The sequence below is a fragment of the Bradyrhizobium sp. CB1015 genome, assembly GCF_025200925.1.
GTDB lineage: Bacteria > Pseudomonadota > Alphaproteobacteria > Rhizobiales > Xanthobacteraceae > Bradyrhizobium.
Genome location: NZ_CP104174.1, coordinates 5,244,337 through 5,267,199 on the forward strand (window position 1 = coordinate 5,244,337; position 22,863 = coordinate 5,267,199).

Annotated in this window: 20 protein-coding genes; 4 read left to right on the forward strand and 16 right to left on the reverse strand. The window is 66.2% G+C overall.

Going from position 1 to position 22,863, the window contains the following annotated elements; all coding sequences use genetic code 11:
• Positions 1-2: 2 nt before the first annotated feature.
• From N2604_RS24420 to N2604_RS24430, 3 genes are all read left to right on the forward strand, one after another.
• Positions 3-1,112, forward strand: coding sequence for an ABC transporter ATP-binding protein (locus N2604_RS24420; protein WP_260370725.1), 1,110 nt, complete (start codon positions 3-5; stop codon positions 1,110-1,112).
• Positions 1,109-1,876 (forward strand): SDR family NAD(P)-dependent oxidoreductase, encoded by a 768-nt coding sequence (locus tag N2604_RS24425; RefSeq protein WP_260370726.1) that lies wholly within the window; start codon positions 1,109-1,111, stop codon positions 1,874-1,876. Before N2604_RS24420 ends, N2604_RS24425 begins: the two co-directional genes overlap by 4 nt.
• Positions 1,877-2,084: 208 nt before the next feature.
• Complete coding sequence (locus N2604_RS24430; RefSeq protein ID WP_260370727.1) at positions 2,085-2,402, forward strand: hypothetical protein; 318 nt, start codon at positions 2,085-2,087, stop codon at positions 2,400-2,402.
• A gap of 134 nt (positions 2,403-2,536) precedes the next feature.
• Here N2604_RS24430 and N2604_RS24435 read toward each other — a convergent pair whose 3' ends face one another.
• The 4 genes from N2604_RS24435 to lpxA all read right to left on the reverse strand — a co-directional run bounded on the left by N2604_RS24435 (position 2,537) and on the right by lpxA (position 7,570).
• Entirely contained in the window at positions 2,537-4,324 is a 1,788-nt protein-coding gene (locus N2604_RS24435; protein ID WP_260370728.1) for a vanadium-dependent haloperoxidase, read from the reverse strand.
• A gap of 397 nt (positions 4,325-4,721) precedes the next feature.
• Positions 4,722-5,891, reverse strand: a complete 1,170-nt coding sequence (lpxB, locus tag N2604_RS24440) for a lipid-A-disaccharide synthase (protein ID WP_260370729.1) — start codon at positions 5,889-5,891, stop codon at positions 4,722-4,724.
• Positions 5,891-6,760 (reverse strand): LpxI family protein, encoded by an 870-nt coding sequence (locus N2604_RS24445; RefSeq protein WP_260370730.1) that lies wholly within the window; start codon positions 6,758-6,760, stop codon positions 5,891-5,893. Before N2604_RS24445 ends, lpxB begins: the two co-directional genes overlap by 1 nt.
• Positions 6,761-6,778: 18 nt before the next feature.
• Complete coding sequence (gene lpxA / locus N2604_RS24450) at positions 6,779-7,570, reverse strand: acyl-ACP--UDP-N-acetylglucosamine O-acyltransferase (RefSeq protein ID WP_260370732.1); 792 nt, start codon at positions 7,568-7,570, stop codon at positions 6,779-6,781.
• A gap of 166 nt (positions 7,571-7,736) precedes the next feature.
• Between lpxA and N2604_RS24455 the strand changes: the two genes are divergently transcribed.
• Complete coding sequence (locus N2604_RS24455) at positions 7,737-8,057, forward strand: KTSC domain-containing protein (protein ID WP_260370733.1); 321 nt, start codon at positions 7,737-7,739, stop codon at positions 8,055-8,057.
• A gap of 19 nt (positions 8,058-8,076) precedes the next feature.
• On the opposite strand, the gene fabZ is transcribed toward N2604_RS24455, so the two are convergent.
• The 12 genes from fabZ to N2604_RS24515 all read right to left on the reverse strand — a co-directional run bounded on the left by fabZ (position 8,077) and on the right by N2604_RS24515 (position 22,810).
• Positions 8,077-8,538, reverse strand: a complete 462-nt coding sequence (gene fabZ, locus N2604_RS24460; RefSeq protein ID WP_036010015.1) for a 3-hydroxyacyl-ACP dehydratase FabZ — start codon at positions 8,536-8,538, stop codon at positions 8,077-8,079.
• The gene (gene lpxD / locus N2604_RS24465; RefSeq protein ID WP_260370734.1) at positions 8,535-9,602 is read right to left on the reverse strand and encodes a UDP-3-O-(3-hydroxymyristoyl)glucosamine N-acyltransferase; all 1,068 of its coding nucleotides are present in this window, start codon (positions 9,600-9,602) and stop codon (positions 8,535-8,537) included. Before lpxD ends, fabZ begins: the two co-directional genes overlap by 4 nt.
• Positions 9,603-9,727: 125 nt before the next feature.
• Positions 9,728-12,256, reverse strand: coding sequence for an outer membrane protein assembly factor BamA (bamA, locus tag N2604_RS24470; RefSeq protein WP_260370735.1), 2,529 nt, complete (start codon positions 12,254-12,256; stop codon positions 9,728-9,730).
• Between the two features lie 176 nt (positions 12,257-12,432).
• Positions 12,433-13,584 (reverse strand): RIP metalloprotease RseP, encoded by a 1,152-nt coding sequence (gene rseP / locus N2604_RS24475; RefSeq protein ID WP_260370736.1) that lies wholly within the window; start codon positions 13,582-13,584, stop codon positions 12,433-12,435.
• Between the two features lie 44 nt (positions 13,585-13,628).
• A complete protein-coding gene (gene dxr, locus N2604_RS24480) occupies positions 13,629-14,852 on the reverse strand; it encodes a 1-deoxy-D-xylulose-5-phosphate reductoisomerase (RefSeq protein WP_260370737.1) in 1,224 nt (407 codons plus the stop codon).
• A gap of 4 nt (positions 14,853-14,856) precedes the next feature.
• Entirely contained in the window at positions 14,857-15,699 is an 843-nt protein-coding gene (locus tag N2604_RS24485; protein ID WP_260370738.1) for a phosphatidate cytidylyltransferase, read from the reverse strand.
• Complete coding sequence (locus N2604_RS24490; RefSeq protein WP_036010029.1) at positions 15,696-16,454, reverse strand: isoprenyl transferase; 759 nt, start codon at positions 16,452-16,454, stop codon at positions 15,696-15,698. The genes N2604_RS24485 and N2604_RS24490 overlap by 4 nt, the downstream gene beginning before the upstream one ends.
• 12 nt (positions 16,455-16,466) lie before the next feature.
• A complete protein-coding gene (gene frr / locus N2604_RS24495) occupies positions 16,467-17,030 on the reverse strand; it encodes a ribosome recycling factor (protein ID WP_025036556.1) in 564 nt (187 codons plus the stop codon).
• A gap of 68 nt (positions 17,031-17,098) precedes the next feature.
• On the reverse strand, positions 17,099-17,815 hold the full coding sequence (pyrH, locus tag N2604_RS24500) for a UMP kinase (protein ID WP_260370739.1): 717 nt from the start codon (positions 17,813-17,815) through the stop codon (positions 17,099-17,101).
• A gap of 60 nt (positions 17,816-17,875) precedes the next feature.
• Positions 17,876-18,799: a translation elongation factor Ts gene (gene tsf, locus N2604_RS24505; RefSeq protein ID WP_260370740.1), complete on the reverse strand. Its 924-nt coding sequence runs from the start codon at positions 18,797-18,799 to the stop codon at positions 17,876-17,878.
• Between the two features lie 133 nt (positions 18,800-18,932).
• A complete protein-coding gene (locus N2604_RS24510) occupies positions 18,933-19,928 on the reverse strand; it encodes a 30S ribosomal protein S2 (RefSeq protein ID WP_260370741.1) in 996 nt (331 codons plus the stop codon).
• 212 nt (positions 19,929-20,140) lie between these two features.
• Positions 20,141-22,810, reverse strand: coding sequence for a caspase family protein (locus tag N2604_RS24515; protein ID WP_260370742.1), 2,670 nt, complete (start codon positions 22,808-22,810; stop codon positions 20,141-20,143).
• Positions 22,811-22,863 lie beyond the last annotated feature (53 nt).

Consider the following 22,863-nt stretch of genomic DNA (forward strand, 5'->3'; position numbering starts at 1 on the left):
TCATGGCGGCACTGAGCATTCGCGCCCTATCCAAGCGTTACGCCAATCTGGAGGTGCTGAAGGACATCGCGCTCGACATCGAGAGCGGCGAGTTCACCGTGCTGGTTGGCCCGTCCGGCTGCGGCAAGTCCACCCTGCTCAACATCGTCGCCGGGCTCGACCGCCCGAGCGCGGGGACGATCGAAATCGGCGGGCGCGTCGTCAACGATGTCGCACCGAAGGACCGCGACATCGCCATGGTGTTCCAATCCTACGCGCTCTATCCCTCGATGACGGTGCGCCAGAACATCACCTTCGGCATGGAATGCCGTCACGTTCCCAAGGCCGAGCAGGACGCTGCGGTCGCGAATGTCGCAAAACTGCTCCAGATCGAGCCGCTGCTCGGCCGCAAGCCCTCGCAATTGTCCGGCGGCCAGCGCCAGCGCGTGGCGATGGGGCGCGCGCTGGTGCGCAATCCCCTGCTCTTCCTGTTCGACGAGCCGCTCTCCAATCTCGACGCCAAGCTGCGCGTCGAGATGCGGATGGAGATCAAGCGCCTGCACCAGCGCATCGGCGCCACCATCGTCTATGTCACCCACGACCAGATCGAGGCAATGACGATGGCGACGCGGATCGCGGTGATGCATCAGGGCAGCGTGCAGCAATTCGCCGACCCCGACACCGTGTACCGCTATCCTGCCAATCTGTTCGTGGCGCGCTTCATGGGCTCGCCGCCGATGAACACCATGCCGGCGCGGCTCGAGGCCAACAATGACGGGCCGGTCGTCGTGATCGGCGCGGGACGACCCGACGAGCTTCGGCTGCGCCTCAAGGGATACGACGCCGCAGCACCCTTTGTCGGGCGCAAGGTAGTGTTCGGAATCAGGCCGGAATGCATTGCCGAGGGCAGCCGCACGTTTTCCAGCGAGGCGCCTGTCCTCGTCGAGGCGCCGGTGGAACTGGTCGAGCCGACCGGTGCCGAGACGATGGTGTTGTTGCGGCTCGGGGGCGAGCCCGCGATGGCGCGAATCTCCCCGGACATCCGCCCCGCGCCCGGCACGTCCGCCGCCTTCGCGCTCGACACCCGCCGCATTTGCCTGTTCGACCCCGAGACGGAGCGCCTGATCGCATGACGAAGACGACCTATTCCAGCCTTGCCGGCCGCGTGGTGTTGATTACCGGAGGCGCCAGCGGCATCGGCGCCGCCTTCGTCCGGGCCTTCGCGGGCCAAGGCGCCCGGGTCGGCTTCCTCGACATCGATAGGGACGCGGGCGAAGCCCTAATACGGGAGATAGCGGCTTCGTCCGGACCCGCGCCGCTGTTCGTGCCCTGCGATCTCCTCGACATCGATGCCCTGCGCAGCGCGATGGCAGAGGCCCACCGTTCGCTCGGCGATGCCGCCGTTCTCGTCAACAACGCCGCCAACGATCAGCGCCAGGTTCTCGCTGAGGTGACGCCAGCCGAGTTCGACTGGATGATCGGCGTCAATCTCAAGCACGTCTTCTTCACAGCGCAAGCGGTGGTGCCGCAGATGCAGGCGCGCGGCGGCGGCTCGATCATCAACATGTCGTCGATCGCCTGGATGCGCGGCGCGCCGGCGCTGCCGGTCTATGCCGCCGCGAAAGCGGCGATCGTCGGCTTCACCAACTCGCTGGCGCGGTCGGTCGGTCCCGACCGCATTCGCGTCAACGCGATAGCGCCGGGCATGGTGATCACCGAGCGCCAGCGCCGGCTGTGGTATCCGGACGATCGGGTCATTGCCGAGATGCGCTCGCGCCAGGCGGTGCCCGATGCGGTGACGCCCGAGGACATCGCCAACATGGCGCTGTTCCTCGCCTCCGACGACAGCCAGCGCATCACCAGCCAGTGTTTCAGGGTCGATGGCGGACTTGCTTAGCGCGTGTGCTCATAAAATCGTTTCGGGTCCGCTTTGCTGTCCGAGTGAAACGTCAAACACACATATCAATGCATGCCGCTGGGCCAATCGGCGCTTTAAGCGCAGCACACCTGATCGCAAGACGTGATTTTCGACAATAGCGATTGAAACTAGGAAACCTTGGGGAGTTCGCGCGTTTAGGGGCCGGAGCAAGCGGTGGAGGAGAAACATGCGAACAGCAATTCTCGCGTTGATTGTAGTTGCCGGGAGCGCAATTGCCTTCCAAGCAACGGCCCAACAGCAAAAGGCAGCACCCAGTGAGCAAACCAAGGAGGAGATGAACCGCGACGTAGACCAAGGCCTCAAGGCTGGTCAGCCTGGCGAGCAGATGCAGCGCGATGCGGACAAAGGGATCAAGACCCGCAACTCCGGAGAGTCCGGATACGTGGCCGATCAAGACAAGCCGGCCGCTTCTGCGCATCCTCCGGGCCGACCGGGAAGTGAGCAGACCACGGGTTCGGGTGGCCAGACCAGCACTCCGAAATAGAACACTTGGCGTGCGCTCTGCGTCTGTGGCGAGCTGCGTGGGCGCCGGAAGTGGCTAACTCACGGTTCGCATTCGGTCCCGGGTTAGCGTACAGGGTACCGGCGCCTCACGGCAGGAATGCTGCCCGTCTGTTGTCAGATCGTCACGCGGCTGCCGTCGAAACGCGTGAAGGAGAAGCCTTCGAACGGCTCGCGAAGGGTAGCGCGCTCGTCCCGCAACATGCAGATGGCCACTTCCTCACCGACCACCATCGAGGCGGAGGCGTCGGAACGCCAGTGGATGCCCGCCCAATTCCGTCCGAAGCCGAAATTCACGGCGAGCTTGTTCAACTCTCCGCCGACCGTAAGCGGCGGGCCGTCATAGGGCACGAGCCTTGTCGGGTCAGCCGGATCGGGCTGCACCGGATTGGCGATGACGCGGCTCTCGTCGAAAAACGCCTTCAATATGGTAGCCGTGACCGCCCCAACGCTCGTTGCCCCGCCGGGATAGGTGGAGTGGAAGGGAGCGCCCTCCGGATAGGTTTGCGACAACAGATAGGTGCCGTATTTGGCTTTGCTGCGTGCGAGGGCTTCCGATTTCAGGAAATCATCGTGCAGGGGGTAGTCGCTCACGCCGTTGGCGAGGCGATGGTGCGTCAGAGCGCCGTAAGCCTCCGGCCGCACCGCCCGGTGTACGAAATACTTCTGCCAATAAGACGCGCGGACGGAGTTACTGATCCCCGTGGCGAGCAGTGCCTGGACGTAGGGCAACCCGAAGGTGCCACCACCGGGGCCCTGGGTTTTCGATTTCCGATACGGGTTCGTGGGGGAGGACACGGGCTCTGCCGGTGGATACATCCCGGCGTAGCGCTTGTCGGCCCCGCCGCCTGGGGTCGCAAGGAGCAGCGCTGCCGCCCACCCAAGTGCAGGACCAGAGTGGATATACTCTGCGAGATCTCGTCCTGTCGTGATGTATCGCGGTGTCGCGTCGAACTGCAACTGGCGCTTCGGTGCGGCGCCATTCTGGATGGCCAGCCACTCCTCGTAGTCGGTGAGGAATTCGCTGGCTGGCGACGCGGTACGAATTTGAGCACTCATCCACTGTGAGGCATAGGGTACGTCCCTGAGCAGGAACTGCGAGATCAGCGGACCGTCCAAAACGCCTGGAGGCGTGACGGAGCGGCCCTTCGGGTCGCCTGCGTCGAAATAAAGCGCATTGGCGCGGAACAGCGTGCCGGGCGTGACCCGCCCACCGGACTTCGGCCCTCGGAAATCGGCAAGCTTGTTGATCTCCTCGGTTGCCGCAAGCACGTCCCGATTGGAGGTGTCGTCGCGCAACTCGGTAAGCGGGACATCACGCAGCAGGGATTGCCAATATACCTCGATCGCCTCGCCGCCGCGCTCCGCACTTGCAAGAGCCGGTGCCGGGGGTATTCCGATCTGAGTAGGGTTTATGCCGCTGAGGCTGACTGCCAGCGTGCCCAAGGGATTGACCAGTTTGCGAGTGCCGCCGAGCGGAATCTTCTCGAAATCGGCGGGATCGCCCGACTGGCAGGCGGCATAGAGAGCCTGCCAAGCCTCCGGTGTCACTTCGCCGCGTTTGTCGTGCGGCAGGCCACGTGAATCGGAACCGATCTTGTTAGTGTAGCGCGCCTCGTCGCCGTTCGTCGGGTGGGGCGCGACGGAGATTTTCTCGTTGTTGCTCGCACAAACCCCGCGGACTTCGAAGGCGCGGTGTTTGAACGCCTCGTCGAGCGGTCGGGCATCCGCGCTCGCGGGCTGCGCCAGCGCCGGGGCGAACCCGGGCATGCTCGGCGGAGGCGCAAGCACGGCGGCGCCAACCGCAATGCCGGTCCCGCCAAGCAGCGAGCGACGAGTGATTGCGGTCGACAGGCCCGGCGACGCCAGGCGGGATTCAGTTGAATTGGTGGAATGGTCAGCCATGGAGGCCTCCTCCCTCGCGGGAACATTTCGGCAGGATTGCGCCGGAGCCGCCTGATTACTTGCATGCTGCAGTCGAAATCATTTGCCGGGAGGACACTGAGAGATTGACTCAGATCAATGGTGAGTCGAGCAGACCAATTGTGCACCGGCGGGGACACCGCCCACCGTGTCTTTGCACAGCGCATGTGTCCATCGGAGCAATGACGGTCAGGCGCCGATCGAGGCAAGCACGGCCCCGCGTTCACCGCCGATAGCCGACATCCCAACAGCCTCGGCGTTACTCGGCTAAGGACCTATTCCGGAAGTCCGCGGCTGTTTAGGATCACAAGCTGCCGATCGCGGCCAAGCCAATTGCCAGGCCTTCGCCAGCCGACGTTTATGAGACGCCCTAGCTCGTTCACCGGCCCTGACGCATCGTCGCGAGCACGATGTCGGCGGCGAGCACGCTCGGCGATTTGTTGCCGGTCGACATGATCTGATCGAGCCTGGCGAATGCCTCGACCTGCGCTCGGCGGAGCGGCGAATCCGTCAGCAGCGCGGACAGCGCAGGCGCCAGCTTCTCCGGCGTGCACGCCTCCTGCAAATACTCCGGAATGACATCCTTGCCGATCACGAGATTGGCGAGAATCACCGAGGAGACGCGGATCGCGCGGCGCAGGATGAAGGCCTCGATGGCACCGACGCGATAGGCCGTCACCATCGGAATGCCTGACAGCGCGAGCTCGAGCGTTACCGTGCCGGATTTCGCCAGCGCGGCGTGGGCGATGCGGAAGGCAGCCCGCCTCTCGTTCTCACCGATCACGATTTGCGGCTTGACCGGCCAGTTCGCGATGCCTTCGCGGATGGTGGCTTCGAGATGCGGCATGGTCGGCAGCATCAATTCGAACGCGCAGCCCTCACCCCGTAAGCGGCCGAGCGTTGCGCCGAACACGTCGAGATGATGCCTGACCTCGCTGCGGCGGCTGCCGGGCAGCACCAGCAGCACCGGCGGCTCACCGTCGCGGCGCTTCTGCTCCTCGGCGCTCGGCCGCAGCGAGCCCAATTGCTCGATCAGGGGATGGCCGACATAGCTGCAGGGCGGCCCGCCGAGCTTACGATATTCCTCCGGCTCGAACGGCAGCAGGCCGAGCACGTGGTCGACATAGCCGAGCATGGTCCGCGCCCGTCCCGGCCGCCATGCCCAGAGCTGCGGCGAGACGTAATCGACGATCGGGATCGCCGGACTGCGCGAGCGCACGCGGCGGGCGACGCGGTGAGTGAAGTCGGGGCTGTCGATGATGACGAGCACGTCGGGCGCGGCTTCGGTCACGGCATCGGCTGTCTCGCGGATCAGCCGCAGGATCTTCGGCAATTGCCGCACCACCGCGGCAAATCCGACGATCGACAGCTCCTCGATCGGAAACAGCGATTCCAGGCCTTGGCGCGCCATGGTGCGGCCGCCGACGCCGACGAACTGCACGCCGTCGCCGAGGCGCTGGCGCAGCACCTTCATCAGGGCGCTGCCGAGCCGGTCGCCGGATTCCTCCGTGGCGATCAGGAAGATCTTGCGCTTGGGATCACGCGACATCACGCGGGCAGGCCGATGACGAAGAGATATTTGGCATCGGCAAGCGCGATCATCGCCTGCGGCTCGGCGGCGATGGTGTTGCCCGCGATGACGGCGATACCGGCAAGGCCGGCGGCCGCAACGCCCTCGATGGTGCGCGGACCGATCGTCGGCAGGTCGAAGCGTAGATCCTGGCCGCTCTTCGGCGCCTTCACCAGCACGCCGCGTCCGGTGGCGGCGCGGATGCGGCCCTCCTCGCGCAGGCGCGCGACGCGCGCCAGCAGCGCGTCGGTGCCCTCGATATCCTCGACCGCCACCACATGTCCGTCGATCACGACCGCAGCCTGGCCGATATCGAACGGACCAAGCGCGGTCAGCACCGCCCGGCCGCGCGCGATGTCGGTCTTGCTGGCGTCGCTCGGCCAGGCGCGGCTGATGCAGCCCTCGGGCATCAAGAGATCCGGTGCGACGTCCTTGATGCCGACCATGCGGAAGCCGTCCTGCTCGAGGATGCGGCCGACACCCGACAGCAAATGATCGTCGCCGCCGCGGAAGGCGAGGATGACATTGCCGAGCAGGCGCAGCGTCTTGATGTCGAACCGGATCTCGGACAGCGAAGGCCGCACCAACGTGCCGATGAAGATCAGGTCGCGGCAGCCCTCCTCGCGGAACAGCCGCATCGCGCGGCCGAGCTGGCCGACCGAGATCCAGCGATGGCGGAACTTCTCCACCCGCTCGGGATCGCAGACCCCGCGCAGCGGAAACAGCACCGGCGTGATGCCGTGCGCGGCGAGCGACTCGGCGACCGCGAACGGCATGGCGCCGCCGCCGGCGACGATGCCGACCGGTGAGGAAACCTGCAAAGCCGCCGATGTCGTGCCCGCGGCCATCCCAAGATCACTCCAAGATCACTTCGCGATGGCGGGAAGACAGAGCGGGCGCTTGCCCTTGCCGATGAAGTCGAGGATTTCGGCGATCGCGGGGTCCTCGCCCGCGAGCGGCCGCGCCGCCTCCAGCCGCTCGGCGAAGGTGCCGGGGCCATGGAAGAGTTTTTGGTAGAACGCGCGCACGGTGGCGAGCCGCTGCTTGGTGAACTTGCGACGCTTCATGCCGATCAAATTGAGGCCTTCGAGCACGGCATATTGGCCGTTGACGAGACCGAACGGAATGATGTCGTCGCGTACGCCACACACGCCGCCGACCATGACCTGTGCCCCGATGCGGGTGAACTGATGCACGGCGGACAGCCCGCCGATGAAGACGAAGTCGCCGATCTCGCAATGGCCGCCAAGCGTTGCCGAGGTCGCGAAGATCACATCGTTGCCGACATGGCAGTCGTGGCCGACGTGGCTGCAGTTCATGAAATAGCCACGGTCGCCAACCGAGGTGACGCCCCCGCCGGCGATGGTACCCGCGTTCATCGTCACGGATTCGCGGATGGTGCAGCCCGAGCCGATCCTGAGCTGCGTCAGCTCGCCCCGATAGCTGAGCGACTGCGGCGGCGTCCCCAGCGAAGCGAACGGATAGATGGTGCAGCCGTCACCGATCGTGGTCTGCGCCGTGATGTGGACATGCCCGATCAGCTTGCAATTCGCGCCGATGACGACGTTCGGGCCGATGATGCAATAGGGTCCGATCTCGGTGCCCTCGCCGATCACGGCGCCGTCCGCGATCCGTGCGGTGGGATCAATCTTGCTCATCAAGCCAATCTTACTCGTCAAGAAGGTCTGGTTATGTATTGAAGTCGCTCGGTTTTCGGCTGGTTAGCGCGACTATGCCCGATCTGTCCAGTGACGTATGATCTCGCCGTGTTTCAAGTGCCGGATGAGGCGGCCTTGCCGTCCTTCATGCGGAGCTTCAACGATCATGGTCAGGGCCCTGATCTTTCTGCTGGCACAGCTCGCGGGTACGCCGATCGTGTCAGAGGCGGTCGAGACCGGCGAACACCGCCTGGTCGATCTCCGGACATTCGAATGCTGGGACATCACCCGCAGCACGCTGCTTCAGCGGGTCTGTTACGATCGCGCGCAGCTGGACCTGATCGTCGCGAGCAACGGCGCCTATCGCCGCTATTGCGGCGTGACGGCCGACATGGTCGAACGCCTCCTCGGCGCGCCGTCCATGGGCCAGTTCTTCAACCGGAATATCAGGCGCGAGGCGGCCGGCAGCCGCTACGATTGCACCTAAGTCCGACGCTCAGCACCGCTCAATCGGTCAGCATGGCGCCGACATCGGCTTCGGCGACGACCTGCCCGTTGACCTTGGCATCGCCGTGAAACCACCACATGGTCTTGCGGCGGCCGAGCGAGCGCATGTGATACTCGATCGTGTCGCCGGGCAGCACGGGCTTGCGAAACTTGCACTTGTCGATGGTGAGGAAATAGACCGCCCGCGGCTTCTCGGTGCCCTCGACCGACTTGATGCCGATCACGCCCGCGGTCTGCGCCATCGCCTCGATCATCATGACGCCGGGATAGACCGGACGCTCGGGGAAATGCCCCTGGAACGCCGGCTCGTTGAAGGTGACGTTCTTGATGCCGATGCCGCTGTAATCGGCGCGGATGTTGATCACGCGGTCGATCAGCAGCATCGGAAAGCGGTGCGGCAGCGTCTGGAGGATTGCATTGATATCCACCAGCTCGAACTTAACAGGTGATTCCGCCGTCATTCCCGTCCCTCGTCCTTCGGATCGGCCTTGCTGTCGCGTACCAGGCGCTCCACCGCGATGATCTCCTTGAACCATTGCTTGGTCGGCTTGGCGAAATGCCCGCCCCAGCGGCCGCCCGGCGGAATGTCGTCCTTGACCGCGCTCATCGCCGTCACCTGTGCCCCGTCGCCGATCTTGAGGTGATTGTTGATGCCAACCTTCGCTCCGAGCGCCACGTTGTCGCCGATGGTCAGGCTGCCGGCGAGGCCGATCTGGGCCGCCAGCAGGCAGTGCCGTCCAATCGTCACATTGTGGCCGATCTGGACCTGATTGTCGATTTTGGTCCCTTCGCCGATCACGGTGTCGCGCAAGGACCCCCGGTCGATCGTGGTGTTGGCGCCGACCTCGACATCATTCTGGATCAGCACCCGCCCGGTCTGCGGCACCTTCAGATGGCCCTCGGGGCCGAAGAAGATGAAGCCGTAGCCGTCCTGGCCGATCGAGCAGCCGGGATGGATCAGCACGTTGTTGCCGATCAGGGCGCACTGGATCGCGGTACGTGCGCCGACATTGCAATCCCGGCCGATCTTGACGCCGGGGCCGATCACCGCTCCGACCCCGATCACGGTGCCGCTGCCGATCTCGACGTCCGGGCCGATCACGGCCAGCGGATCGACGATCACGCCGTCCTCGAGCCGGGCCGTAGGATCGATGATGGCCGACGGCGCAATGCCGTCGTTGCCGACCCAGGATTGCGGCCGCAGCGCATCCGCGTGCCATTCCCGCGCGATCCGGACGAAGGCCCGGAACGGCTGCGCCACGCGCAGCACGGCCACATGTTCGGGCACCTCGGCCTCAAAGCGCGGACTGACCAGACAGGCCCCCGCCTTGGTCGCCCTGAGCTGATCGGCGTATTTGAGGTTGTCGAAGAACGCCAGATGCATCGGACCCGCTTCGTCGAGCGAAGCAAGGCCCGTGATGAGGTGGCCGCCCCTTGCGGGGTCGACCAGCTGCGCCTTGGTCAGCGTGGCAATGTCGGCCAACGCTGTGGCAGGCGGCTTTGTGAAGAAGGTCGGCTGCGCCATTCCACCCCGTCGCGGTCCGGCTTCGGCATGAAGCGGTCAGGCCGCATCATGCCTCATGTCTTGGATCGGCACGATCCCTTTCGGAAACCGGCTCCGGTGATCCGGATCGTGCCGTGCGGATCGAACTAGAACGTGGTGCCGCCGCCGAACCGGAACTCCTGCGTGCGGTCGTACTTGCCCTTGCTGAGCGGCACGGCGTAGTCGAAGCGCAGCGGTCCGAACGGCGACTGCCAGATCACGCCGACACCGACCGACGAGCGGACGACCTTGCTGTCGTCATACACGAGGCCGGTGCAGGTCCCCGCGCTCGACGGGTTGACGGTCGACGGGATACAGCCCGGCGCGTTGACCTCGTTGGTGGCGGTCCAGCTCGTCGGTCCCTTGTAGTCGTAGAGGCCGCCGGCGTCGGCATAGACCGCACCCTTCAGACCAACTTCCTTCGGCAGGAACCAGAACGGCATCTGCAATTCGAGCGAAGCACCCCAATACTTGGTGCCGCCGAGCGCATCCTGCGTGCCGAAGGGGTTCAAGTCGCGCGGACCGATGCCGTTCGGGGCAAAGCCACGGACGAGGTTCGGGCCCATCTGGAAGTGGTCGAGCATGCGCAGATCGCTGCCGATCTTGTTCAGCATGCCGCCTTGCACGCGGACGAGACCGACGATGTCGGAGACGAGCGGCGTGTAGTACTTCGCGTCGACGACCGACTTCAGATAGGAGACGTCGCCGCCGACGCCGGCGAAGTCCTGCCGGAAGTCGACGAGCAGACCGTCGGTCGGGTTCTTGTTGTTGTCCAGCGTGTTGTAGGTCAGCGTGTAGCCGAGCGCCGAGGTCAGCGTCTTGCCGTTGGCGAGCTCCTTGCGCACCGGCAGCGAGGCTTCGCCGTCGTAGTAACAGCCGAGGCCGCCGGTCGAGCTCAGATCAATCGGCGGCGTCTGAGACGCGGCGAAGGCCGGGCTGGGGTTGAAAGCAGACGAACCAAGGACGTTGTTACAGTTGGCCAAGGAGCTCGGCAGCGTGATCTCTTGCCGATAGATCGAGTAGCGCAGCTGGAGCGAGAGATCTTCACGCAAGGAGAAGCCGAGGCGCGGCGAGAAGCCGAGCGTCTTGGTGCCGTAGGAGATGTAGCTGTTGGACTTCTGCTCACGCTGATAGAGGTCGAGGCCGAGCGCGACGCGGTAGTCGAGCAGATACGGCTCGACGAACGACAGCGAGTAGCCGCGGGCGTACTGGCCATAGGTCACCGACGCCTTGGCGAACAGGCCGCGACCGAGCAGGTTGCGCTCGGCGATCGAGACTTCGGCCAGCGCGCCGTCGGTGGTGGAGTAACCGCCCGAGACCGAGAAGTCGCCGGTCGATTTCTCTTCCATGTCGACGATCAGGATGACGCGGTCGCTCGAGGAGCCCGGCTCGGTCGTGATCTTCACGCTCTTGAAATAGTCGAGGTTCTTCAGGCGCCGCTCGGCGCGGTCGACCAGCGCGCGGTTGTAGGCGTCGCCTTCCGAGATGTCGAACTCACGGCGGATCACGTAGTCGCGCGTGCGGGTGTTGCCGCGCAGGTTGATGCGCTCGATATAGGTGCGCGGGCCCTCGTCGACGTTGAACACGACCGACACGGTGTGCGCTTCGAAGTTGCGGTCGCCGCCCGGCCGGACCACGGCGAAGGCATAGCCGCGGCGGGAGGCCTCGATCTGCATCTCCTCGACCGACTTCTCGACCGATTCGACGTTGTAGAGCGAGCCGACATTGACGCGCGAATAGGCGCGCATCGAGCTCGGATCGAAGTTCGGGATAGAGGTGCGGAAATCGACCGCGCCGACGCGGTATTGCGCGCCTTCCTCGATCTTGAAGGTGACGTTGAAGCCCTTCTTTTCCGGATCGTACTCGGTGAGCGCCGCGACGACCTGCACGTCGGCGAAACCGTTCTTGAGATAGAATCGGCGGATCAGATCGCGATCGGCTTCGACGCGATCGGGATCGTAGACGTCACCGCTGCCGAGAAAGCTCAGCAGATTCGTTTCGCGCGTCTTGATCACGTCACGGAGGCGGTAGGACGAGAAAGCATTGTTGCCGACGAACTCGATCGACTTGACCCCGGTCTTGACGCCCTCCTCGATCGTGAAGATCAGGTCGACGCGATTGTTGGGCTGCTCGATGATCTCGGGCGTGACGCGAACGTCGTAGCGGCCCGAGCGGCGGTAGATTTCGGCGATTCGGAGCGTGTCGGACTGCACCATGGCGCGGGAGAAGGTGCCGCGGGCCTTGGACTGGACTTCAGCCGTGAGCTGCTCGTCCTTGATCTTCTTGTTGCCCTCGAAGGCGATGCGGCCGATCACCGGGTTTTCCACCACCGAGACGATCAGCTGGCCGCCGGAACCGCGGTTGATCCTGACGTCCTGGAACAGGCCGGTCTCGATCAACGCCTTGAGGCCGTCGTCGATGGCGGCCTGATCCAGCCGGCCGCCCGGGCCCGGCTTGAAATAGGAGCGGATCGTCTCCACCTCGACGCGGCGATTCCCCTCGACGGAAATCGACTGAACGGTCTGAGCGAGCGCAGACGAAGACACGAAAACAGCCCCAACCGGGGCAACCACCGGCGCGCCGAACAAGATCAGGGTTGCGAGCAAGCCCCCCCGGAGTCGCAGTCCAAACTTCATCGCGCAACGCGCCCTTATCATTCCGTGCCAGACCCAACCCCAACGCCGGTCCGGAGATTCCCCAAGTTCAGGCCGCTTGTAGCCAATTTCGCCGACGCCGCAAACGGCCGAAAGCGCCGTAATTTCAATTTCATTCCAAGACGTTGCTCAACAGCAACGCCACAAAAAAGCCCCTATCAGGAAGCGGCCATCCGCAGGATGTCGTTGTAGGTCGCAAACACCATCAACATCAGCACGAGGCCAAGCCCGATTCGGAACCCCATCTCCTGGGTCCGCTCGGACAGGGGCCGGCCCCGGACCACCTCGGCCGCATAGAACATCAGGTGGCCGCCATCGAGCAGCGGGATCGGGAACAGGTTCAAAAGGCCGATCGAGACCGACAGCACCGCGCAGAGATTGATCACGAACTGGAACCCGGCACTGGCCGCCTGCCCCGACATTTTCGCGATTCCGAGGACCCCGCTGACCTCGTTCGGATTGCCCTGGCCGACGAACAGGGAACCCAGGAACTTGAAGGTGCTGGTGATGATGAACCAGACCTGCTCGACGCCGATCTTGAGCGCTTCACCGACGCCGACGGGGGTTGTCGAGGCCTCCCCAGCCTGCGACTTGTGCTCGACACCGAGAACGCCGAGACGATGACTGTTGCCGAACGGGTCCTTGCGCTCCAGCAGCGCCGGGGTCGCGGTCAGCGAGACGATGGCACCGTCGCGCCTCACCTGGAAGGTAAGCGCCGAACCGGCGTTCATCGCAACGATTCGCTGCATGTCGGCAAAGCTCTCGATCGGCTTGCCGTCGATCTGGACGACGACGTCGCCGACCTTGAAGCCGGCCGCAGCCGCCGCGCCGTCGGCGACGACACCGTCGACCCGGGCGATCGTGCTCGGCTTGCCGTAATAGAGGGCCATTCCGGCGAAGATCAGCGCGCCCAGGATGAAATTGGCGATCGGTCCGGCCGCGACGATTGCCGCCCGGGGGCCGACCTTCTTGTGGTGGAAGCTGCCGGCGCGCTCCTCGGCCGTCATGGAAGCCAGCGTCTGGGCCGACGGGGTCGAGGCCTCGCTCTCGTCGCCGAAGAACTTGACGTAGCCGCCGAGCGGGATCGCCGAGATCTTCCAGCGGGTGCCATGGCGGTCGTTGAAGCCGACCAGCTCGGGGCCGAAGCCGAGCGAAAAGGTTAACACGCGCACGCCCGCCCAGCGCGCGACCAGGAAATGGCCGAGCTCGTGGATGAACACGACGATGGTCAGGACAAACAGGAAGGGAACCGCGTAACCGAGGAGCCCATGGCTCAACGTATTGAAACTATGGACGAAAAAGTCGATCATCGAATTCCCTCACCCAGCGCCGCAAGGCCCTGGTCCCGAACCAACTAGGATGCCTTTAAGGCAATTTGAGGCAATAGGGCGGCAGCCCTATTTCGCGCAACATGGTCAACAGAGATTGCATCGTCGGCGGACGTCAGGGGCGCCTGGTTGCCGCCTTTGATCCAATCCTCAAGGGTCGCCTCGACCAGCCGGGCGATCGCGCCGAACCGGATCTTGCCGGCGATGAAAGCGGCGACCGCGACCTCGTTGGCGGCGTTGTAGACGGTGGTCGCGCCCTTCCCGGTCCGGAGCGATTCGTAGGCCAGCCGCAGTCCGGGGAAGCGCGCGAAGTCCGGGGCTTCGAAGGTCAGCTGGCCGATCTTGGCGAGGTCGAGCTTGGCCGCCGGGCCCTTGATGCGATCAGGCCAGCCCAGGCAATGGGCGATTGGCGTTCTCATGTCGGGCGCGCCGAGCTGGGCCACCACCGAGCAGTCGGAAAACTCGACCATGCCGTGGATGATCGACTGCGGATGAACCAGCACGTCGATCTCGTCGGGCGAGAGCGCGAACAGATAGGACGCCTCGATCACCTCGAGGCCCTTGTTCATCATCGAGGCCGAATCGATCGTGATCTTCTGGCCCATGCTCCAGTTCGGATGCTTCAGGGCCTGCTCGAGCGTCGCCTGCTCGATGTCTGCAGGCTTCCAGGTCCGGAACGGGCCGCCGGAAGCCGTGATGATGACGCGGACGAGCTCGTCGCGATTGCCTGAGCTCAGCGCTTGGAACAGCGCGTTGTGCTCGGAATCGGCCGGCAGGATGCAGGCGCCCGCTTTTGCCGCGCGCTGCATGAAGAAATCGCCGGCGCAGACCAGGCACTCCTTGTTGGCGAGCGCGACATGCGCGCCGCGATCGACCGCGGCGAGCGCCGGCTTCAGGCCCGCAGCGCCGCTCACCGCCGCCATCACCCAGTCGGCCGGACGCGCGCCGGCCTCGATCACCGCGCTTTCGCCGGCGCCGCATTCGGTGCTGGTGCCCGCGAGCGCAGCCTTGAGCTCGGCGAGCTTGGAGGTGTCGGCAATAGCGACATAGCGCGCGTTGAATTCCTTGGCGAGCTTGGCCAGCGCCGCGACATTGCCGTTCGCCGTCAGCGCCTCGACACGGTAGCGCTCGGGCGAGGCGCGCAAGAGGTCCATCGTGCTGTCGCCGATCGAGCCGGTGGCACCGAGGACTGTGACGCTGCGAATGTCGGACGCAGCGAGCCTGTTGTTACGCAAGGGAACGGCGCTCATATCCTCACCAAACCATAAGACCGCTTCCGGCGCTATGCACACCGTGGCGGAAAAAGCCGATAATCCACGCCGCCAGGATGGCGGCGACGAAGCCGTCCAGACGGTCCATAAGCCCGCCATGGCCGGGAATTAAGTGACTGGAATCCTTGACACCGAAGCGCCGCTTCACGGCGGATTCGAAGAGATCGCCGAGCTGCGACACCACCGACAGGACCGCGCCGACGAGCAGCAGTGGAACCGCTTTTCCGATCCCGCAGGCGGCAAAGCCGGCCGCGACCGCAAGGCTCGCCGCAAAGCCGCCGAGTGCGCCGGCCCAGGTCTTTTTCGGGCTGACGCGAGGCCACAATTTCGGACCACCAATGCTGCGTCCGGCGAAATAGCCGCCGATATCGGTCGCCCACACCACGAGCAGCACAAACATCAGCGCTGAGAAGCCGTTGACGAGATCCTTGCGCAGCAGGATCGAGGCCAGCAGCGCCGCCGACGCGTAGGCAAATCCGCTCGCCGCCCACAAGAACTTGCCCCGGGCGATCAGCGTCACGATCGCGCCGCCGATGAGGCCGGTGACGACGGAGGTCTTGAGCGCGCCAAAAGCGACGGAGGCTCCCATCATGGCGATCACGACCGTCCCTGCCCCGGTCAGCGCGGCCGATCCAGCGCCGACCACCATCAGCCATTCCGCGAACAGCCCGATCGAGACCAGGGTGACGAGAAGCGCCCACAGCCAGCCGCCGGCATAGGCGATCGCGATCGCCAGCGGCGCCAGCACCAGCGCTGCGAGGACCCGCATCACCAGATTGCTCGGTGCAGGCTTGGCGCCGGCCGATGCAGGATCGGGTTCGTTCACGAGGCGGTCTTCGCGACCAAGCCGCCGAAACGGCGCTCGCGCCTGGCAAATTCGGCGATCGCGCTTTCCAGCGCCGCCTTGTCGAAGTCGGGCCAATGGATCGGCACGAACACGAGCTCGCTATAGGCGGCCTGCCACATCAGGAAGTTCGACAGGCGCTGCTCGCCGCTGGTGCGGATGATGAGATCGGGATCGGGGATGTCGGGTGCGTCGAGATGAGCGCCAAGCGTCTCGGCGTCGATCGTGGCAGGATCCCGCCTGCCCTCCGCGACCTCGCGGGCCAGCTTCTGCGCCGCCTTCGCGATCTCCTGCCGCGAGCCGTAGTTGAAGGCGACGACGAGCGTCAGTCGCGTATTGTCGCGCGTCAGCTCCTCGGCCTCGTTCAGCAAAGCGCAGATGTCGCTCTCGAGCCCCTCGCGCTCGCCGATGATGCGGACCTTGACGCCGTCGCGGTGCAGGCTCGCCAGATCGTTGCGAATGAAGCGCCGCAGCAGGCCGAACAGATCGCCGATCTCGCTCGCCGGGCGCGACCAGTTCTCCGACGAGAACGAGAAGATGGTGAGATAGCGGATGCCGAGCTCGTGCGAGGCGCGCACCACGCGGCGCAGCGCGTCCACGCCGCGGCGATGCCCTTCCGCACGCGGCAGACCGCGCGCGGCCGCCCAACGCCCGTTGCCGTCCATGATGATGGCGACATGCGCAGGCGCCTCGGACCTGTCGGGTCCTTCCGTTGCGGGCGCGGCGGCGTTGGACATGAAGGCGATGCCTTAAACGGTGAGGATTTCTTTTTCCTTGGCGGCCAGCAACTGGTCGATCTCGGCGATGGTGCCGTCGGTCGCCTTCTGCACCTCGTCGGCGTGACGCTTCTGATCGTCCTCCGACATCTCGTGATTCTTCTCGAGCTTCTTGAGCACGTCGAGACCGTCGCGGCGGACGTGGCGCGCGGCGACCTTGGCGGCTTCGGCATATTTGTGCGCGACCTTCACCAGCTCCTTGCGGCGCTCCTCGTTGAGCTCGGGTATGCGCAGGCGCAGCACCTGGCCCTCGGTCGCGGGCGACAGGCCGAGATTGGAATCGACGATCGCCTTCTCGACGGCCTTGACCATCGACTTGTCCCAGACCTGCACCGAGATCAGCCGCGGCTCCGGCACGCTGACGGTGGCGAGCTGATTGAGCGGCATGTGACTGCCATAGGCCTCGACCTGCACCGGATCGAGCATCGAGGCCGAGGCGCGTCCCGTGCGCAGGCCGCCGAGCTCGTGCTTGAGCGAGGCGACGGCGCCCTGCATGCGGCGCTTCACTTCGTTGAGGTCGAAATTACCCGTGGCCATCACGTTTCTCCTTCAAAATCCCGGCGACCGCTCCGGGCCCTTCCCTTTCGGGAGCACCGGATGAGCCGTCAGCCGGCGACGATGGTTCCGTGGCCGACGCCACGCAGAATCGCGCCGATCGAGCCCGGCTCCGCGATCGAGAATACGATGATAGGCAGCGATGTCTCGCGGGCAAGCGCGAAGGCGGTCGCATCCATCACCTTGTAACCGCCCTCGATCGCCTGCGAATGCGTCAGGCGGTCGAACCGCGTGGCGGTCGGATCCTTTTTCGGATCGGCCGAGTAGACCCCGTCGACATTGGTGGCCTTCAGGACCGCCTGTGCGCCGATCTCGGCGGCCCGCAGCACCGCGGTCGTGTCGGTGGTGAAGAACGGATTGCCGGTCCCGCCGCCAAGCAGCACGATCCGCCCCTCGGCCAGGTATTTGTGTGCCGCGGCGCGGGTGAACAGCTCGGAAATCTCGGGCATGACGAAAGCCGACAACGTCCGTGCCGGCGTGCCCTTGCGCTCGATCGCCGCTTCCAGCGCGAGGCAGTTCATGATGGTGGCGAGCATGCCCATGGTGTCGCCGGTGGTGCGCGACACCCCGCGGGAGGAGACCTCGACGCCGCGGACCATGTTGCCGCCGCCGATCACGACCGCGACCTCGGTGCCGAGATGACGGGCCGCGATCAGATCGTCCGCAACCCGGTCGACGGTCGGCTGATCGATGCCAAAGCCTTGCTGTCCCGCGAGATATTCGCCGGACAGCTTGATCACGACGCGACGATAGACCGGATCAGTCATGAGCACTTTCCTTGTCCGGGCGCCGCTTCCGGCGGCTCGCCGGAAGGAACGTTCCGGCGCTTACTTCTTGCCGCTGGCCGCGGCGACCTCGGCCGCGAAGTCGCTTTCCTGCTTCTCGATTCCCTCGCCGAGAGCATAGCGCACAAAGCCGGCGATCTTCACAGCGCCGCCGACCTTGCCCTCGGCCTCCTTCACCGCCTGCGCCACCGACTTGCCGGTGTCGTGGATGAAGGCCTGCTCGAGCAGGCAGACTTCCTTGTAGTAGGTCTTGAGGCCGGACTCGACGATCTTCTCGATCACGTTCTCGGGCTTGCCCTGCTGACGGTACTTGTCGGCCAGCACGTCCTTCTCGCGCTTGACCACGGCCGGATCGAGGCCGGACGGATCGAGCGCCAGGGGGTTGGCAGCCGCAACATGCATCGCGATCTGGCGGCCGAGCGCTGCGAGCTCGTCGGCCTTGCCCGGCGATTCCAGCGCCACGATCACCCCCATCTTGCCGGCGCCCTCGATGACGGCACCGTGGACGTAGTGCGAGACCACGCCCTGGCTCACCTCGAGCTGGGCGGCGCGGCGCAGCGTCATATTCTCGCCGATGGTGGCGATCGCATCATTGATCGCGGTTTCGACCGTGACGTCGCCGACCTTGGCGGCCTTGATCTTCTCGACGTCGGCACCGACGTCGAACGCGACCTGGGCGATCATCTTGACCAGGCCCTGGAACTGGCCGTTGCGCGCGACGAAGTCGGTCTCGGAATTGACCTCGACCACGACGCCCTTGGTGCCCTTGGTGAGCGCGCCGATCAGGCCCTCGGCCGCGACGCGGCCCGACTTCTTGGCGGCCTTCGACAGACCCTTCTTGCGCAGCCAGTCCTGCGCCGCTTCCATGTCGCCAGCGGTCTCGGTGAGCGCGGCCTTGCAGTCCATCATGCCCGCGCCGGTCGATTCGCGCAGGTCCTTGACCATCGCAGCTGTGATCGTTGCCATCGTTGAAAATCCTTTGTGCCTGCCGGTTTGCCGCGGCGTGGCATCGAATCGCCCCGCCGCGGCCCATCTCAGGAATTCGCGTCAACTGAAATGGTGGCCGGACCCTATCCGGCCAACCCATCGCTCTTTTTGACTATTCCGCTTCCGCGGTCAGCGCCTTGGCCTTGGCCACCCAGGCATCCGCGCGGCTCGGCAGACCGACTTCTTCGCCGATCGTGTGCGCGGTGTCGTGGTCGAGCTCGGCGAGCTGCCAGTAGTGGAAGATGCCGAGGTCGTTAAACTTCTTCTCGATCGCACCCGATACGCCCGGGAGCTTCTTGAGGTCGTCGGCAGTGCCGCGCGGACCCGCAAGGCCCTGGAAGCCGCTCGAGGAAGGCGCCGGCAGCTCTTCGGCGATCGGCTGGGCCGAAGCGCCGACATCGACGCCCGAATCGCCCTGGGCGCGCGAGATGCCATCGATCGCCGCACGCGCGATCAGATCGCAGTACAACGAGATGGCACGGCCGGCGTCGTCATTGCCGGGGACCACATAGGTGATGCCCTTGGGGTCGGAATTGGTGTCGACGATCGCGGCGACCGGAATGTTGAGCCGCTGGGCCTCCTGGATCGCGATGTCTTCCTTGTTGGTGTCGATCACGAAGATCAGGTCGGGCAGACCGCCCATGTCCTTGATGCCGCCGAGCGAGCGGTCGAGCTTGTCGCGCTCGCGCTGAAGCGTCAGGCGCTCCTTCTTCGTGTAGGAATTGGCTTCGCCGCCCGAGAGCACGTCGTCGAGGTGACGCAGGCGCTTGATCGAGGCCGAGATCGTCTTCCAATTGGTCAGCGTGCCGCCGAGCCAGCGCGAATTGACGAAATACTGCGCGCAGCGCTTGGCCGCGTCGGCGACGCCGTCCTGGGCCTGGCGCTTGGTGCCGACGAACAGGATGCGGCCGCCCTTGGCCACCGTGTCGCTGACGGCCTGGAGGGCCTGGTGCAGCATCGGCACGGTCTGGGCGAGGTCGACGATGTGGATGTTGTTGCGGGTGCCGAAAATGAACGGAGCCATTTTCGGATTCCAGCGGTGAGACTGGTGACCAAAGTGCACGCCAGCTTCGAGCAGCTGACGCATAGTGAAATCGGGTAGCGCCATCGTTCTAATTCTCCGGTTGGTTCCTCCGGAAACGTGTGAGCAAAACGGAGCGTTCTCGCCCCGGCTGCCACCGGACGGCCTTGTGAGCCATGTTTCCGTGTGAGATGGCGCGCTATATAGCGCCATTTCGGCCAGAAGCAAGGAAATAACGGGCCTTTGGGGACGCCTCTAGGCTGCTGTCGCATCCCAGCGTCCCCTGCCCCTTGAGCCTCCTAACACCTGGGCTGGCCCTGCGGGCAGCTCTTCGGTGGCGGGCCGGCCTGCCGCGGAGGCGCATGCGGCGCCGGATGCGGCGCGGCGGCCATCGGCGGCGGCGCCGGTCGGGCGACCGGCGGCGGTGACGGCGGCGCTGCCCGTGCAACCGGCGGCGGAGGTGGGGCCGGCCGCGCCATCGCTGGCGGAGGCGGCGCCGGCCGGGCAACAGGCGGCGGTGGCGCCGGCCGGGCAACAGGCGGCGGTGGCGCCGGCCGCGCCACGGCGACGGGCGGAGGCGCGGCCCGCGGCGGCGGAGCTGGCGCAACCCGCGGCGGGGGCGGCGGCGTCGGCCTTGCCAGAGCCTGGGGGTGCGGAGACGCAGCGGCGGGCCTGGCGGCCTGCGGCGGTGGTGGTGGCGCGGGCCGATGCTCCTGAACTCCGGACGGTGCCCGCGCCGCCACGGGCGGCGGCGGAGGTGGCGCGGGTTTGACCGCAGTCGGGGCGGCGGGCTTGCCGGAGGCCGCGCTCGGTGGCGGCAAAGCGCCCGGCTGAGGCCCGGCCGGCCGGCCGCGCAGGTCAGGCGCGGGCGGGGTCGTTGTCCCCGGCGGCCTGGGCAGGGCCGCGGACGGATTCGTCGCATTTCCGGAAGCCGGCGGGTGGTTGGGCGTCGTCGCCGCGTTCGGCTGCGCCGGCGGGATGTTGCCGCTCGGCGCCGTGGCGGTCGCGGCGGGCTTGCCAAGGGATGGAACAGTTCCGGGCGCGGCCCCTGCCCCGGCCGGCGGTCCGCCGGGGGTGCCGGGCACGGGCAGCGTATTGGCCGGTGGCAGCTTGGTCGGCGCCAGCGCTTGAGGGGTTGCGGCGGCGCTGCCGGCGGGAGCGTTCGCGGTCGGACTCGGTGTGCCGCCCGGCGTCCCGGTCCCGGGCGCCGCTGCGGCCGGCGGGCTGCCGGGAACTCCCGGCGCCGGCGCGGTATTGGCCTGCGGCAGCTTGGCGCCTGCCGGCGGCTGCGCTGTCGTGCCAGGAGCGACATTGGCCGGAGCCGGTGCCGGGATACCCGGCCTCGCCGTCGGCTGGATCGTCGCGCTCGGCGGCATCGGCGCCTTGCCCTGCTGGATCAGGGCGGCACGTTGGACGACCGCCTGCGGTATGGCCGGACCTGCCGGCGTGGCGCGGCCGGCAACCGCGGGCGCCAGATTGCCCGGTCCGGGCGCCGGTCCCGCGGCCGGCGGCGGGGCCGGCGGGCGGTTGATCACGGTGTTGATGACCGTGGTGTTGTGGATGTTCTGGTAGATGATGTTGTTCGGCGGCGGCGCGACATAGACCGGCGGCCTGACGAACACCGGGATCGGCACGAACACCGGCTGCGGCAACACGAACAGGCCGACCACGGGCAGCGGCGGCGGCAGCACGACGAAATCCGGCGGCGGCGGCGGCAGATAATAGACCGGCGGCGGCGGTGGCGGCGCGAAGCCGAAATCGGGATCGCTGAAATACAGCACGGGACGGTCGACATAGACCACCTCCTCCGGCGGCGGTGGCGGCACGTCGTAGTCGATCATCGCGAAGGTCGGCGGCGGCTCGGGCGGCGCGGTGAGGATCGCAAGGCGGCGCCGTGCGTCCGCCGCATGCGGCCCGCGGGGATAGCGGCGCAGATACGACCAATAGGCCTCCGGCGTGTCGGTGCGGTAGGTCCGCCGCCAGGTGATAGCTTCGCGGCGCGCGGCAACGATCGCCATCACGCGCTTGGCGAGCGGGTCGTTCGGGTAGGCCGCGAGAAACTCCTCATAGGCCGGCAGCGTGTCGCGCTCGAGCGCGGCGGCATAGGCATCCTGCACGCCGAGATCGCGGATCGGCTTGCTCCGGATCGCGGCGACCTGGTCGGGCGCAGCCTGCGGCGGCGGCGCATCGGGCGCGCGCTCGAAGAACGAGAATGGCGCCGAGATCTTCTGCTCGTTCCAGGGCACTTGCGCGCCCTTGGAGGCCTCGTTGACGCGCAGGCGGACGCGGTCGAACACCTCGGGCAGCGGCAGGCCGCCGGTGCGGATCATCTCGGCGAGCGACTGCGCGTAGATGCCGTAGGGCCCCGGCTCCTCCGGCGCCACCGTGCCGGGCGCGGCGTTGAAGGCGATCAGCATGTTCGGCTCCGGCTCGACCAGCGCCAGACCGCTCGCGATCGGCTGTCCGCCCTCGATGAAGGGCTGCGCCCGGGCGGCGTCGAGCACCACGATATTGGCCTTGAGCGGAATCGACGCGAGCTGGCGCGCATAGTCGCTGATGCGCAGGGCCTCGGTCGGTATGTCGGTGTCGCGGCTGATGTTGGAATCGACCGGGATGAAATAGTTCTCGCCGGCGAGCTGCACGCCGTAGCCGGCAAGATAGATCATCGCGACGGTGCCCGAGCCCGACGCCTGGGCCTTCTGGATGAAATCGCGCAAGCTCTTGCGCAGCGTATCGCCGTCGAGATCGCGCGCGCCGACCACGTCGAAGCCCGCCGCCTGCAGCGTCTGCGCGATCAGGCCGGCATCGTTCGCGGTGGTCGCCAGCGGCGACTTGGCATAGGCGCCGTTGCCGACCACGAGCGCGATGCGCTTTTCCTGCTGCTGGGCGCGCGCCTGGTGCGGCGCGCCCGCGACAAGGGCCACCATGGGCAAGAGAAGGCAGAGGAAGACTTTGAGCGTCCCACGCATTGGCTTGTGCCCGCTATTGTTGTTGAGGTGGCCACCGCGTATCTGGCGCGCGG